The sequence below is a fragment of the Persicimonas caeni genome, from assembly GCF_006517175.1.
GTDB lineage: Bacteria > Myxococcota_A > Bradymonadia > Bradymonadales > Bradymonadaceae > Persicimonas > Persicimonas caeni.
The window spans coordinates 478,813-492,564 of record NZ_CP041186.1 but is presented as its reverse complement, the minus strand read 5'-3'; the positions used below and the strand labels follow the sequence as shown (position 1 = coordinate 492,564).

Genomic DNA, 13,752 nt, shown 5'->3' with positions numbered 1-13,752 from the left:
CGCGACGTGTTCGAGTGCGACCGCGGTTCAACCTGTTGCAACGCCTTGTTGCACTAGGGCGAAACATTACGAGTCGTCCTTCCACGCGAACTTCAACAGCGGCGGCAACAACACGAGTGTCGAGAACAAGCAGGTGAGCACGGTGATGCTCACAAGCTCGCCGAAGCGGCGCACCGGCACGAACGAGCTGGTCAGCATGAGCGCGAAGCCCAGGATGAGCGCGGCGTACATCAAAATGACCGCCTCGCCGGTGCCTTGGACGGCATGGCGGAGCGCTTCGTCTGTACTTTCGCCTCGTCCGGCCTCTTCGCGAAAGCGCGCCAGCACGTGAATCGCGCCGTCGACGGCGAGTCCGATGCTGATCGAGAAGATGATCACGGTCGCCGCGTTGAGCGGAATGCCTCGAAACGCCATATATCCGGCTGTGACCAACAGCGGGAGCACCGTCGCCGGCAGGCTGACGAGCCCCAGCCGAACGCTTCGCAACACGAGGGACATGAACGCGAAGATGACGACGAAGGCCAGGGCGAGGCTCGCCAGCAGGTCGCGAATCAGGGTGTCGATGGCCTGCGAACTGATCAGCGCGCGGCCGGTGACCGCGACCTCGACGCCGTCGAGCGCACCGACGCTCTCCTCGGCGCGGTTGCGCAGGTCTTCGGCCAACGTCAACGTGGCCTGGTCGCCCACGTCTTTGACGCTCACCTCGAGTCGAGCGACCTCGCCGTCCGACGAGAGGTGGCGCTGCAGCGGACTTCGCCCCGACGCCCCCGCCAAGAGCCGCAACTGATCGACGGTGTCCGCGTCGGTGAAGTCGCGCCCGCGGGCGGTCTCGTTGCCCGTCGACAGGTACCAGATTTCGTGGAGCAGCTCGGTCGGCCCGCTCGTCTGCTGCACGCCGGGCTGCTCGTCGGCCCACTTTTCGAACGCGTGGAGGCGGTTGAGAAAGTCGGGCTGCAGCAGCCGCTCGTCTTCGGCGCTGCGGAACACCACGTCCATCGTGCGCACCCCGAACCCCTCGGCTTCGAGGCGACGCACGGTCTGGTAGATCTCGTCCTTCGGGTCGAATTGGTCGAGCACGGCGTTGTCGACCTCGAGTTGCGTCACCCCGTAAATCGCCACCGGAGCGGCCAGCACCAAGAAGGCCGCCGTCGCCGCCCACGGCCTGCGAAGGTGCATGTCGGCCATGCGCTCGAGCAAGGCGTTCAGCTTGCCCGAGGTATTCGCGTTTCGCACGCGTTCGGGCGGCTGGCCCACCGCCGGGAGCATCGCCGGCACCAGAGTGATGATGACGACGTAGGCCAAGACCACGCCGCCGGCCGCCACGAGCCCGAAGCGCTGCAGCACCGTCGTCTCGGAGACGACCAGCGACACGAAGCCGACCGCGGTGGTGAACGAGGTCAAAAAGCACGCCACCGCCATCGAGCGAAAGGTATCTTTGCTCGCGTCGACGAGGTCTTCGTCGAGGTAATCGCCGTAGCGATGCACCAGATGAATCGCGTCGGTGATACCGATGATGACGACCATCACCGGCACGATATTGTTCAGGATGTCGACAGGCACCCCAAGCCACCCCATCGCGCCGACGATCATGATCGCCGAGCACACCACGGCGACCACGGGCAAGTAGATGGCCGGCCACCAGCGAAACGCCACGAAGAGCAAGAGCAGGGCGAGCAACAGCGAGCCCGGGAGCAGGATCGTCTGGTCGCGCTTCATGCGTTCGATGATCGTCGCGTTGATATACGGCAGCCCGGCCGGGCGTACTTCGACGCCTTCGGGCGCCGGGTGCTCTGCGAGCCAATCGTTCAGCGCGGAGACGACCTCGGCGACGTCTGCATTGCTCTCGACGTCCTCGTCGAGCTGGGCGACCACCAGCGTGGAGCCGGCATCGGGCGAGACGAGGCGCTCGCGAATGAGCGGTGCGTCGGAGAGCGCATCTTGGAGACGCTCGGCGCCGGCGGCGTCGATGGGCTCGTCGCCCAGCACCGGTCCGGCGCGAATTTCACCCTTGGCGAGGCGCGAGAGCATCTCCTTCAAGCTCGGTGGCGTGAGGCTCGCAGGAGAAGGGATCGGAGGGTCGGTGCTGCCGAGCGTGTTATCGCCGCGCGGCGAGTCTTTGACCTGCGGGACGGGCGTCTCGGTGATGCTCTCGACGCGCGCGATTCCGTCGAGGTCTTTGAGGGAGCGCGACGCCTCGCGGATCCAGGCCAGGGCGGCCGGTCGAAAGATATCGTCGGCGCTCACTAGCACGACCAGAGTGCGCTCGTCGGCGCCGAAGGTCTCGCGCACCTCTTCGAGCGCTTGTTGTTGCGCCCCGGAGAGCCCGTGGATTTCATCGACCGAAAAATTCGTCTCCAGCCGATGCAACCCGGCGCCGATGACGGCGGTCACCAGGAGGAGAATGCCGAGAACGATCCAGCGGTGTTCGACGATCGTGTCGGCGAGTCTGTCGAGAAGTGAACTCATAAAACCTATACAGCAGAGGTCGGCGCCACTCTATCAGTCGTGTGCGAATCTCCAAGAGTATTGTAAGCTCTGGGGCAACTCCGTTGACTGATGGACTGAGCATGTTGGCCTTTAGGGCCGGGCATTTGGTGCCGAGAATCGGGTGTGTAGTTTCGCTACGCTTCGGATGCCCCGCCTTCGGGAGGACCATGTCTACGCAAACGACCGCTCACATCCTGGCTCGCGCTGACCTCGATGCACTCTTCGAGGTGCTCGCAGGCGACGGCTTCGAGGTCGTCGGGCCGACGATCCGCGACGAGGCGATTGTCTACGAGCACATCGACGGCGAAGACGACCTCCCGGTCGGCTGGACCGACGAGCAGGAGGCGGCGACCTACCGGCTCGCGCGTCGCGATGACGAGGCCGTGTTCGCCTACAATGTCGGACCGACCGCTTGGAAGCGATTTTTGCGCCCGCCGCGCCAAACCCTCGTCGAAATCGAGCAACGAGACGACGGCTCGGTACGTTTCGAGCCTGCGCCGATGCCCCGCGAGCGCTACGCGTTCGTCGGCGTGCGGAGCTGCGACCTGTCGGCCATTGGCGTGCTCGACCGCGTGCTCACCCAGGACGCCTACGAAGACCCGCGCTACGCCGCCCGGCGAAGCTCGCTCTTCGTGGTGGTGGTCAACTGCGCCGAAGCCGGCGGCACGTGCTTCTGCACGTCGATGGGCACCGGGCCGCGCGCCGAGGCCGGCTTCGATATCGCGCTCACCGAAGTGCTGGGAGGTGACGGAGACGGCGAGCATCACTTCGTCGTCGAAGCGGCCAGCGAGGCGGGCAGGGCGCTCGTCGACCGGCTGCCGACTCGCCAGGCGACTGACGAAGAGCGCACGCGTGTCGACAAAATCTGCGAGCAGACCGCTGCGAGCATGGGGCGTGTGCTCGAGACCGACGGCATCCGCGAGATGCTGCAGGACAACCCGGAGCATCCACGCTGGGACGACGTCGCCCAGCGATGTCTTACGTGCACCAATTGCACGCTCGTCTGCCCGACCTGCTTTTGCACATCCGTCGAGGACTCTACCGACCTGACCGGCAAGGTCGCCAAGCGCGAGCAGCGCTGGGACTCGTGCTTTACGCTCGACTTCTCGTACCTGCACGGCGGGTCGGTTCGAAGGACCAACAAGGGCCGCTATCGCCAGTGGATGACCCACAAGTTGTCGACCTGGTACGACCAATTCGGCTCGAGCGGGTGCGTAGGCTGCGGGCGCTGCATCACCTGGTGTCCGGTGGGCATCGACATCACCGAAGAGGCCGCCGCCATCCGCGCGAGCACCGACAAGGACTACACTTCACCGAACACGCGACCCGAGGCCGGCCGATGAGCACCGAGATCCACGACGCGCTCCACGAGCACTTCTTCGACGGCATGACTGAGGCGCAGCTCGACAAGCTCGCCAAGCACGCCGAGTGCGTCCAGCTCGCCGAGGGCGACGCCATCTTTCGCCAGGACGAGCCCGCCCGCGACTTCTGGGTGATCACCCGCGGCCGCGTCGCCCTGGAGGTCGCTTCGCCCTCGGGGCCGCACGTCATCACGACGATCACCAAAGGCGACGTGTTGGGCGTGTCGTGGCTCTTCCCGCCGCATTTCTGGAAGTTCGACGCCGTCTGCCTGCGCGATTGCGCCGCGGTGCGCGTCGACGGCCAGGCGGTGCGCGCCGAGTTCGACGCCGACCCGGCGCTCGGCTGCGAGATCTATAAGCGCTTCGGCGCCGTGATGGCCAAACGCCTGCAAGCCACTCGATTTCAGCTGCTCGACGTCTATGGCTGACAATACCTTAGTTCCGAACAAAGACCCGATGCTCCCCGTCGCTCACCGCGTGGTGCGCGTGACTGACGAGATGGCCGACGTGCGCACGCTCGAACTCGAGCCGGTCGACGGCGCCGCAGTGCGTGGGCGCCCCGGCCAATTTACGATGCTCTACGCCTTTGGCGTGGGCGAGGTGCCGATTTCGTTCAGCCGCACGAATGAGCCCGGCAAGGTCGTGCACACCGTGCGCGCCGTCGGCGCGGTGAGCCGCGCTCTGGTCGACTTGGGCGTGGGCGATACCGTCGGCGTGCGCGGCCCGTTCGGCACCGCCTGGCCCGTCGAAGAGGCCCGGGGGCGCGACGTCGTCCTCATCGCCGGCGGCATTGGCCTCGCGCCGCTGCGCCCGGCGCTCGAGTACCTGCTCGACCATCGCTCGGACTACGGCCAGCTCGCGCTTCTCTGCGGCGCGCGCTCGCCCGACACGATGCTCTATTGCGACGAGCTCGAGGCGCTTCGCGACCGCGACGACATCGAGGTGATGCTCACCGTCGACGCGCTCACCCGCGACGGCACCCGGCCGTGGAGCGGCGAAGTCGGCGTGGTCACCGAGCTCATCGACTGCATTGGCTTCGACCTCGCAGGCGCCGTCGCGATGGTCTGCGGCCCCGAGGTCGTCTTCCGGTTCAGCGTGCGCGAGCTGCTCGACCGTGGCGTGCAAGCCCCGGATATCTACGTGTCGATGGAGCGCAACATGAAGTGCGCCACCGGCCACTGCGGCCACTGCCAATACGGTCCTTATTTTGTGTGCAAGGACGGCGCGGTCTTCTCGTACGACCAGGTGAGCCACCTATTCGATGTCCGGGAGATCTGATGACTCACAAACCGACATTAGCGGTCTGGAAATTCGCAAGCTGCGACGGTTGCCAGCTCTCGGTGCTCGACCTCGAAGACGAGCTCCTGCTCATCGCCGACCAGTTGGAGATCGCCTACTTCAAAGAGGCGACCCGCGGCGAACTCGAAGGCCCCTACGACGTCTCCCTCGTCGAGGGCTCGGTGACCACCGCCCACGACATCGAGCGCATCAAAGAGGTGCGCGCCCAGTCGAAATTTTTGGTGACCATCGGCGCCTGTGCCACCAAAGGCGGCGTGCAGGCGCTTCGTAACTTCGCCGACGTCGGCGACTACCTCGACATCGTCTACGCCGAGCCCGGCTACATCTCGACGCTCGCAACCTCCACGCCCATCGCCGACCACGTCGAGGTCGACTTCGAGTTGCAGGGCTGCCCCATCAACAAAAAGCAACTCGTCGAGGTGCTCACCGCTTATTTGCACGGCCGAAAGCCCCAGATCCCCAATCACAGCGTCTGCGTCGAATGCAAGCTCGGCGGCACCGCCTGCGTCATGGTCGCCCAGGGCATCCCGTGCCTCGGCCCGGTCACCCACGCCGGCTGCGGGGCCATCTGCCCCTCGTACCACCGCGGCTGCTACGGCTGCTACGGCCCGATGGAGACCCCGAATCTGGTCGCCCTCGCCGAGCAATGGCGAGAGTTGGGATGCGACGACCGCGACATCACCCGCGCGTTGCGAACGTTCAACGCGTGGGCCCCCGAATTCCGAAGCTTCACAACTCGGCTGAGCGACCAAGAACCAAAAACCAAGAACCAAGAACCCTGACACAAGTCGACCACCCATCTCATGCCAAAAGAGACCAACAACACCCGCACCATCCAAGTCGACTACCTCGCCCGCGTCGAAGGCGAGGGCAAACTCTACGTCGAGATGGACGGCGACGACGTCGGCGAGGTGCGCCTCGAGATCTTCGAGCCGCCGCGCTTCTTCGAGGCGCTTTTGCGCGGACGCGACTACGTCGAGGCGCCCGACATCACCGCGCGTATCTGCGGGATCTGCCCCATCGCCTATCAGATGAGCGCGGTGCACGCGATGGAGGACGCGCTGGGCGTCGACATCGAGCCGGGCATCCGCGAGCTTCGTCGGCTCATCTACTGCGGCGAGTGGATCGAGAGCCACACGCTGCACATTTACATGCTCCACGCGCCCGACTTCCTGGGGTACGCGGGCGCCGTCGAGATGGCCAAAGACCACCCCGAGGTCGTCAAGCGAGGCCTGGCGCTCAAGAAGGCGGGCAACGAGCTCGTCTCCACCCTCGGCGGTCGCGAGGTCCACCCCATCAACGTGCGTGTCGGCGGCTTCTATCGCCTCCCCAGGCCGAAGGAGCTCCGGCAACTCGCCGAGACGATGAGACAGGCCCGCGAGCTCGCCAAAGAGACCCTCGAGTGGGCGGCTACGCTCGACTTCCCCGACTACGAACGCGACATCGAGTTCGTCTCCTTGTCGCACCCCGACGAGTATCCGTTCAACGAGGGCCGCGTCGTCTCGAGCCAAGGCCTCGACATCAGCGTGCACGATTACGACGACCACTTCGAAGAGCAACACCTCGAGCACTCCACCGCGCTCTACTCGGTGCACAAAGGCCACGGTAGCTACTTTGTGGGCCCGATGGCCCGCTACAACCTCAACCGCGACCGACTGCCCGACTGGATCCAACAGGCGGCCGCCGACGCCGGCCTCGAGAAGGTCTGCAAGAACCCGTACAAGAGCATCCTCGTGCGCGCCGTCGAGGTTTTGTTCGCCTGCGACGAAGCGCTGCGCATCCTCGACGCCTACGAAGCCCCCGACAACGCCGCCCCCGACATCGAGCTGCACGCCGCCGTCGGCTACGCCGCCACCGAAGCCCCCCGCGGCTTGCTCTACCACCGCTACGAACTCGCCGACGACGGCACCATTGCCGACGCGCGCATCGTCCCGCCGACCTCGCAAAACCAATACGCCATCGAAGACGACCTGCGCGGCGTCGTCGAGCGCAATATCGCGATGGGCTCAGACGAACTTCAGTGGCGCTGCGAGCAGACGATTCGCAACTACGACCCGTGTATCTCGTGCGCCACGCACTTTTTGAACCTGCAGATCAATCGTGGAGAGTCTCGTGGAGAGTGAGGCGACCAGCACGCTCGTCATCGGCATCGGAAACCGCCAACGCAAGGACGACGCCGCCGGACTCGCCGTGGTCGACCAGCTTCGCGACGAAGCTCTCGACGGCGTCGAGTTGGTCGAGCACTCCGGAGAAGCCGCGTCGCTCATGGACCTGTGGCAGGGCAGAGAAGTCCTCGTCATCGACGCCACCTCCTCGGGCCAACCAGCTGGAACGATTCGCCGCGTCGACCTCCTCGAAGAACAGCTCGCCGACGAGGTGCTCGCCACATGCTCGTCGCACGCGTTTGGCTTGGCGCAGGCAGTCGAACTCGGCCGCGCGCTTGGCGAGTTGCCGCCGAGGCTTGTACTCTATGGCATAGAGGGAGCGGATTTTTCGCATGGGGAGGGCTTGTCGGGGGCGGTTGAAGAGGCGGTCGAAGAGGTCGTCGGCGAGGTTGCTTCGGAGGTAGGGAGTGGCGCGAGCGAGGCGCCTTGAGGCCATTTTGTAAACTTGCGGTATCGCCATGTTCGAACTCTTCATCCTAATCAGCATCCCCGTCTGGCTCGTCATCGGCTGGATTTGGCTGAACTACAAAGACAGCCGCGACGAATGGCAGCCGCTGGCCGACGAGCTCGGCCTCGAGTTCGAGTGGAGCGGGCCGTTCCTCGGCAGGGGAGTCGCGGGGACCTATCGCGGCATGGACGTGTCGGTGCGGGTTTTCGGGCGACACCAGCGACAGCCTATCGGTGCGCGCGACAAGCATGGGAATCGGCTCCGCAAGCTCGGCGAGGCCGACTCGCGTGGGAGCGGTCACGCGACCTACGTCATCAAATCCGACAAGTTACTCCCCGGCTTCGCGCTCACCGAGGAGGGCGTGGGCTCGAAGGTGACCAAGCTCCTCGGCGCACAGGATGTCGAGGTCGGCTCGGCGCCGCTCGACGATGCCTTCGTCATCAAGGCCGACAATCCGTCGCTCGCCCGCGAAGTGCTCGGGCGTGCGGGTATCGAGTCGGCGCTGCTCAAGCTCCGCTACAAGACCTCCAAGATCGAGCTGGCCGATGGGACGCTCCGAGTCAATTTCGTCCGCGCGCACCACGCTTACGAGGTGTCGGCCTATATCGCCAAGCTCACCGGCTTGATGGCCATGCTCGCGCCGGTCGCGCCGACGCTCCACTCGCCCGATAAGCCGGAAGACGAGTCGCAGGACGTGCCGGCTACCGCCGACGCCCTGCCCGAAAACTGGTGGTGACCCCGTCCTTGCGGCGGCCACCGCCGTGCGTAACGTCTTGGAGCGTCGTTCTGACTGTATGCACCTTTTGGGAGGACCCTTCGATGCACGAAATGACCCTGTTGAGAGACTTGCTGCGCAAGATCGAGCTTATCGCCGCCCAGGAAGAGGCGTCGCGCGTGGTCGGCGTCAAGGTGCGCATCGGCGCGCTGGCGCATATCTCCGGCGAGCACTTCCGCGAGCACTTCGAGCAGGCGACCGAGGGCCACGTGGCCGAGGATGCCGAGCTCGAAGTCGTCGAGATGACTGACGAGTCCGATCCGTTGGCGCAAGAGATTGTCTTGGAGTCCATTCAGGTACAGGACTAGCCATGCCCCGCAAGCGCGTACATATCCACGTGGATGGCGCGGTGCAGGGCGTGGGGTTTCGCCCGTTTGTCTATCGCGTCGCTCACGACCTGGGCCTCGGCGGATGGGTGTGCAACAACTCGACGGGCGTCGACGTCGAGTTCGAGGGCGAGGAGGACGCCGTCGAGCTCGGGCTCCGGCGTTTGAGGAGCGAGCACCCGCCACACGCTGATATCAGCGGGGTCTCGGTCGCCCATTGTGACCCATTGGGGGGTGAGGGCTTCGTCATCCGAAGCAGCGACGACACGGGCGGGACGACGTCCGTGCTCCCCGACCTGGCGACGTGCGAGGACTGCCGCCGGGAGGTCTTCGACTCGCAGGACCGGCGCTACCGCTATCCGTTCACAAACTGCACGAACTGCGGCCCGCGCTTTAGCATCATCCAAGAGATTCCGTACGACCGGGCGACCACCACGATGCGCGGCTTCGACATGTGCGCGGCGTGTCAGGCCGAGTACGACGACCCGCTCGACCGACGCTTTCACGCCCAACCGAACGCCTGTGCTGCCTGCGGACCGAAGCTCTACTGGCGAGACGCCGTGGGTGCGGTGCTCGCCGAGCGCGACGCCGCCCTTCGCGCTGCCGAGGAGGCCATCGGCGAAGGCGACGTCGTCGCCGTCAAAGGCCTGGGCGGATTCCACCTCGTCGTCGACGCGACGAGCGAGACGGCGGTGGGCAATCTTCGCCAGCGAAAGAAGCGCGGCAAAAAGCCCTTCGCGGTGATGTGTCCGTCGCTCGACATGGTCCGCGAAGTCTGCGAGGTGAGCGGCGTCGAGGCCGAAGCGCTGCTGGGTAGTGGGTCACCCATTGTGCTACTGGAGCGTCGCTCCGACGCCCCGCAAGGCTTGCTTGCGAGGGCAGTCGCCCCTGACAACCCGCGTATCGGCGTCATGCTTCCGTACACGCCGTTGCATCATCTTCTGCTCGCGGACCTCGGGCGTCCGGTCGTGGTGACGAGCGCCAACCGCGCCTCCGAGCCCATCTGCACCGACGGCGCCGAAGCCGTGCAGCGACTGCACCGCATCGCCGATTGGTTTCTCGACCACGACCGTCCCATTGCGCGCCCGGTCGAAGACTCGGTCGTCCAGGTCGTCCTCGGTGCGCCGCAGGTGCTTCGCTACGCCCGTGGTTACGCGCCCCAGGTCGTCGCAAACCAGGTCGTCGCGAAACAGGCCCTCGCGAACCAGCCCGTCACCACGGTCGACTCCTCGGAGGTCGTGCTCGCCGCCGGCGGCCACCTCAAGAGCGCGGTCGCCCTCGCGCGAGACGGCGAGGTTATCTTGGGGCCGCACGTGGGCGACCTCGACACGGTCGAGGCGCTCGAGGCTTTCGAGGCGCTCTTCGACGACCTCGCCGAGCTGCAGGGCGTCGCGCCGAGCGTCGTCGCCCACGATATGCACCCCGACTATCAGTCGACGCGAGTTGCCCAGGAGAGCGGCGCAGAGACGTACGCAGTCCAGCACCACCACGCCCACGTCGCCGCCGTGATAGCCGAACACGACATCGACGGCGAAGTCCTCGGCGTGAGTTGGGACGGCACGGGTTACGGCGGCGACGGAACCGTGTGGGGCGGTGAGTTCCTGCGCGCCTCGCGGTCGGACTTCGAGCGCGTCGCGCACCTGTATCCGTTTCGGTTGCCAGGCGGCGAGGCGGCGGCCCGAGAGCCTCGGCGCTCGGCGCTGGGCGTCTTGTCGGAGGCGTTCGACGAGCTTCCGCTCGACCGCGTGAGTTCGCTCCGCGCCGCCTTCGACAGCATAGAGCTCGACACGTTGGCCGCGATGCTGCTGCGCAGCCTTCGCTGCGTCGAGACCACCAGCGCCGGCCGACTCTTCGACGCGGTCGCGTCGCTCCTCGGGCTGTGCCAGCACAACGACTTCGAGGCCGAGGCGGCCATGATGCTGCAATTCGAAGCCGAGTCGGTCGCCGAGGGGCCGGTCTTCGATGCGCCCCTCGAAGGCGAGAGCATCGACTGGCGGCCCACCATCCGCCGGATGGTCGACGCCCTCGACGCCGGCGAGTCGCCTGCCGCGCTCGCCCGCGGCTTCCACCTGACGCTGGCGCGCGCCGTCGTCGACGTCGCCCGCCGTCACGACCTGCAGCGCGTCGTGCTAGGCGGCGGCTGCTTCCAAAATCGTCTGCTCCTCACCGAGACGGCGTCTCGCCTCCAAGACGCCGGCTTCGACGTCTACTGGCCCCAGCGCATCCCCGCTGGCGACGGCGGACTCGCCGTCGGCCAAGCCATCGTCGCCACCTCTCGAAACACGTAGCCCCAAGACCCCAAACCCGAAACCCCCAAACCCCCAAACCAAAACTAATGTGCCTAGGCATCCCCGGAAAAATTGTCTCCATCGAGGCCGAAGCGCCCCTTCGGATGGGCCGCGTCTCGTTCGGCGGCACCCTCCGTGAGGTCTGCCTGGCCTACGTCCCCGAAGCCCAGGTCGACGACTACGTCATCGTCCACGTCGGCTTCGCCATCAGCACGGTCGACGAGGATGAGGCGCAACGCGTCTTCGCCTACCTCGACGAAATCGGAGACCTCGACGAGCTCGATCCCGACCGCGCCGGAGGCTCCGAATGAAGTACCTGGACGAATACCGCGACCCGAAAGCTGCGCGCACACTCGCCAAATCGATCGCTCGCCGCGTGACCCGCCCGTGGACCATCATGGAGATTTGCGGCGGTCAGACCCACGCCATCGTGCGCTTCGGCATCGACGAGATGCTCCCCGACGAAATCACGCTCGTGCACGGCCCGGGCTGCCCGGTCTGTGTTACCCCCGTCGAGCGCATCGACCGCGCGCTCGAGTTGGCGGCGCGCCCCGGCGTTATCTTGTGCTCCTTCGGCGACATGCTGCGCGTGCCCGGCTCGGGGCGCGACCTTTTGTCGGTCAAAGCCGCCGGCGGCGACGTACGCGTCGTCTACTCGCCGCTCGACGCCGTCGAGGTCGCCGAAAAGCACCCCGACGCACAGGTCGTCTTCTTCGCCGTCGGCTTCGAGACGACCGCGCCGGCGAACGCCATGGCCGTCAAAGAGGCGAAGCGCCGCGGCCTCGACAACTTCTCGCTCTTGGTCTCCCACGTCCTCGTCCCCCCGGCGATGGAGGCGATCCTCGCCGCCGACGACAACCGCGTCCAAGGCTTCCTGGCCGCCGGCCATGTGTGCACGGTCATGGGCACGCAAGCCTACGCCCCCATCGCCGCGCGCCACCGCGTGCCCATCGTCGTCACCGGCTTCGAGCCGCTCGACTTGTTGCAGGGCATCGACATGTGCATCGCGCAGCTCGAGGAGGGCCGCTCCGAGTGCGAGAACCAATACGTCCGCTCGGTTCGCGAGGGCGGAAACCCGGCGGCGATGTCAGTCATCGAAGATGTCTTCGAAGTCGCCGACCGCGACTGGCGCGGGCTGGGCTCCATCCCGACGAGCGGGTTCCGGCTGCGCGCCGACTACGCCGCCTTCGACGCCGACGCCAAGTTCGCCTTCGCCGACGAACCCACCGAAGAATCGACCGAATGCATCGCCGGCGAGATCCTGCGCGGCGTGAAAAAACCGCGCGAGTGCCCCGCATTCGGCAAAAACTGCACCCCCGAGCACCCGCTCGGCGCCCCGATGGTCTCGACCGAAGGCGCATGCGCCGCCTACTACAAGTTCAGAAACCTCTAGACGCCCTGAACCCCCAAACCCCTAAACCCCCAAACCCAAGCAAATGCCCTGCCCCCTCCCCATCAAAGACTACCCCCGCATCCTCCTCGCCCACGGCGGAGGAGGGCGCCTCATGCAAGGACTCATCGACAAGGTCTTCAAGACCGCGTTCGAAGGCATCGGCCTCCAGAGCACCCACGACAGCGCCGTGCTCGACCTCGACGCCGGCCGCCTCGCCATGACGACCGACTCCTACGTCGTCAAGCCCCTCGAGTTCCCGGGCGGCGACATCGGCTCGCTCGCCATCCACGGCACGGTCAACGATCTCGCCATGGCCGGCGCGCGGCCGCGCTACCTGAGCGTCGGCTTCGTGCTCGAGGAGGGCCTCGAGATGGAGAAACTGTGGCGCATCGTCTGCTCGATGCGTGACGCGGCCGACGCCGCCGGCGTGCGCATCGTCACCGGCGACACGAAGGTGGTCGACCGGGGCAAGGGCGACGGTATCTACCTGAACACTACCGGCGTGGGCGTCGTCGCGTCGGGGCTGCGCGTCGACCCGTCGGCGGTCGAGGCCGGGGACGCCATCGTCGTCAGCGGCGACGTCGGCCGCCACGGCGTCGCCGTGATGGCCCACCGCGAGGGGCTTGCGTTCGAGGCGCCCATCGAGAGCGACTCGGCCTCACTCGTCGCGATGGTCCACGCGCTATTGGACGCAGGCATCTCGGTGCGCTGCCTGCGCGACCTCACCCGCGGCGGCCTGGCCACCTGCCTCAACGAAATCGCCGCCTCCGCGGGACGGCGCATCGAGATTCAAGAGGACGCGGTCCCCGTCGACGAGGTGGTCCGCGGGGCGTGCGAGATGCTCGGGCTCGACCCGCTCTACGTCGCCTGCGAGGGGCGCATGGTCGCCTTCGTCGCGCCCGAAGACGCGGCGCGCGCCGCGGAGGTGATGCGTGGCTTCGCGCCCGGCGAGAAGGCGCGCGTCATCGGCGAGGTCACGGGCGACGACCGCGCGCTCGTGGTGGGGCGCAACGCCTTCGGTACGCGGCGCGTGCTCGACCTCCTCAGCGGGGAGCAACTGCCGCGCATCTGTTGAGGCTTAGAGCCGAGCCGCCACACTTTTCGTTTGGTTTGAGTCGGGGGGCCTATTCTCGTACACTCGGCGCCTTGTGTTGATTAGATAATTGTATATCTGAGCGAAATGGCGGTGAGTTTTGTTTCTCCAAAAGTC

At 66.3% G+C, this 13,752-nt stretch carries 13 protein-coding genes; 12 read left to right on the top strand and 1 reads right to left on the bottom strand.

The features are described 5' to 3' along the window. Positions 1-66: 66 nt before the first annotated feature. Positions 67-2,466, bottom strand: a complete 2,400-nt coding sequence (locus tag FIV42_RS01970) for an efflux RND transporter permease subunit (RefSeq protein ID WP_141196043.1) — start codon at positions 2,464-2,466, stop codon at positions 67-69. Positions 2,467-2,654: 188 nt separating this feature from the next. Here FIV42_RS01970 and FIV42_RS01965 point away from each other — a divergent pair, with 188 nt between their 5' ends. The 12 genes from FIV42_RS01965 (at position 2,655) to hypE (ending at position 13,617) form a co-directional block, all read left to right on the top strand. Next, positions 2,655-3,830 carry a 4Fe-4S dicluster domain-containing protein gene (locus FIV42_RS01965; RefSeq protein WP_141196042.1) on the top strand — a complete coding sequence of 392 codons (1,176 nt, stop codon included), beginning with the start codon at positions 2,655-2,657 and terminating at the stop codon, positions 3,828-3,830. Next, entirely contained in the window at positions 3,827-4,276 is a 450-nt protein-coding gene (locus FIV42_RS01960) for a Crp/Fnr family transcriptional regulator (RefSeq protein ID WP_141196041.1), read from the top strand. The genes FIV42_RS01965 and FIV42_RS01960 overlap by 4 nt, the downstream gene beginning before the upstream one ends. Next, on the top strand, positions 4,269-5,126 hold the full coding sequence (locus FIV42_RS01955; protein WP_141196040.1) for an FAD/NAD(P)-binding protein: 858 nt from the start codon (positions 4,269-4,271) through the stop codon (positions 5,124-5,126). Before FIV42_RS01960 ends, FIV42_RS01955 begins: the two co-directional genes overlap by 8 nt. Next, the gene (locus FIV42_RS01950) at positions 5,126-5,929 is read left to right on the top strand and encodes an NADH-quinone oxidoreductase subunit B family protein (RefSeq protein ID WP_141196039.1); all 804 of its coding nucleotides are present in this window, start codon (positions 5,126-5,128) and stop codon (positions 5,927-5,929) included. The genes FIV42_RS01955 and FIV42_RS01950 overlap by 1 nt, the downstream gene beginning before the upstream one ends. Before the next feature lie 21 nt (positions 5,930-5,950). Beyond that, positions 5,951-7,270 (top strand): Ni/Fe hydrogenase subunit alpha, encoded by a 1,320-nt coding sequence (locus FIV42_RS01945; RefSeq protein WP_141196038.1) that lies wholly within the window; start codon positions 5,951-5,953, stop codon positions 7,268-7,270. Further along, a complete protein-coding gene (locus FIV42_RS01940; RefSeq protein WP_168210328.1) occupies positions 7,248-7,742 on the top strand; it encodes a hydrogenase maturation protease in 495 nt (164 codons plus the stop codon). Before FIV42_RS01945 ends, FIV42_RS01940 begins: the two co-directional genes overlap by 23 nt. A 28-nt stretch (positions 7,743-7,770) precedes the next feature. Further along, positions 7,771-8,496, top strand: coding sequence for a hypothetical protein (locus tag FIV42_RS01935; RefSeq protein WP_141196036.1), 726 nt, complete (start codon positions 7,771-7,773; stop codon positions 8,494-8,496). Positions 8,497-8,588: 92 nt separating this feature from the next. Further along, complete coding sequence (locus FIV42_RS01930) at positions 8,589-8,843, top strand: hydrogenase/urease maturation nickel metallochaperone HypA (protein ID WP_222615359.1); 255 nt, start codon at positions 8,589-8,591, stop codon at positions 8,841-8,843. A gap of 2 nt (positions 8,844-8,845) precedes the next feature. Beyond that, the gene (gene hypF, locus FIV42_RS01925) at positions 8,846-11,149 is read left to right on the top strand and encodes a carbamoyltransferase HypF (protein WP_141196034.1); all 2,304 of its coding nucleotides are present in this window, start codon (positions 8,846-8,848) and stop codon (positions 11,147-11,149) included. A 47-nt stretch (positions 11,150-11,196) separates the two neighbouring features. Then, a complete protein-coding gene (locus FIV42_RS01920; RefSeq protein WP_141196033.1) occupies positions 11,197-11,460 on the top strand; it encodes a HypC/HybG/HupF family hydrogenase formation chaperone in 264 nt (87 codons plus the stop codon). After that, on the top strand, positions 11,457-12,542 hold the full coding sequence (hypD, locus tag FIV42_RS01915) for a hydrogenase formation protein HypD (RefSeq protein WP_141196032.1): 1,086 nt from the start codon (positions 11,457-11,459) through the stop codon (positions 12,540-12,542). The genes FIV42_RS01920 and hypD overlap by 4 nt, the downstream gene beginning before the upstream one ends. 43 nt (positions 12,543-12,585) lie before the next feature. Further along, positions 12,586-13,617, top strand: coding sequence for a hydrogenase expression/formation protein HypE (hypE, locus tag FIV42_RS01910; RefSeq protein ID WP_141196031.1), 1,032 nt, complete (start codon positions 12,586-12,588; stop codon positions 13,615-13,617). Positions 13,618-13,752: the final 135 nt, after the last annotated feature.